The following is a 1,052-nucleotide window of genomic DNA, read 5'->3' as shown; positions in this document are numbered from 1 at the left end:
GCGCGGTAGCGCCACTCTCACTCCGGGCGTTGATATTCGCCCCGGCGTTGATCAAGCGTACGACGATATCTGTGTGCCCCATACAAGCTGCCAACATCAAGGCATTGGAATCATCATCCATAATGACAATAAAGGCATTGACATTGACTCCATCTGCCAGTGAATTCTCCACCTGACTCAAATCCCCCTCAAGACAGGCACGATAAAACGCTTCGTCGGGAAAAAATGTATCCGGGTGAGACTCTCCGGTGTTCTCATTCAGCATAGGCATCGGGTCTTGTCGGCACATTGCACAACGGCGAGAGCCGATAGGCTGTTGAACAAAACACTTCGAAATACAGTCCAGATCGAAGTGCTTGCCACAACATTGGCTTTTGACGACCACAAGTGCTTCATCACGACCATGGAAGTGAACCAGACAAATAGGACAGGGGTCGGACTCCAATGCTACGTCAGTGTCCATGGGGACAGCGTGGCGAGCAATGCCATCGATGAGTAGTACATCTGTGTCAGTCATATGACCTGCGCGCTCCGGGCAGTGTCCACTGTCCAAATGTGGGTATGAGCTTTGTTCGGGTGTTGCGTCTGTCTGGCCTGTCGAATTTTCTGCGGAATCCATCGGCCATTCAGCAGACCCACTGCTACCGGATGGTGGTCGGAATTGACAAATGCCATGACAGGGAAAGACGAAACAATCTAAACCCAAAGTGTGCAGATATTGCTGTGAGCCTCCGTTACCATCGGCAGATTCAGAATAAAGGAAGCTGTTGAAAGAGCCTGCGGGGCAGGCGGTGGCCCCCCGAGCATGCTGCCCCGCTGACTCTGATGGCGGGTATTGTTGCTGGTCATTTCCAGAGGCAGGCATCATAATGATGGCCGCAAGCGGGTCATCCTGACACGGCTCTTTTTGTTTCATCGGATTAAACGACGCTTTAATCTCAATCTCGACAACAAACTCGACAACAAAACCTCTTGTCAACGGTTGAGCCTGACAGAAGACGGACAATGTCATGAGTAACAGTGGTGCTGCAAAGAGTGAGTGTTTAATCATT

Annotated in this window: 1 protein-coding gene; it reads right to left on the bottom strand. The window is 51.0% G+C overall.

Annotation, left to right across the window (positions count from 1 at the left end; translation table 11 throughout):
- Positions 1-1,052: hypothetical protein (locus tag KDK19_RS02410; RefSeq protein WP_257291277.1), on the bottom strand; the 1,052-nt coding region annotated here is incomplete at both ends.

The organism is Endozoicomonas sp. ONNA1, from assembly GCF_024606325.1.
In the GTDB taxonomy this organism is placed as follows: Bacteria; Pseudomonadota; Gammaproteobacteria; order Pseudomonadales; family Endozoicomonadaceae; genus Endozoicomonas_A.
Note: the sequence above shows the minus strand (reverse complement) of the source record. Positions and strands in the feature narration are given on the sequence as shown.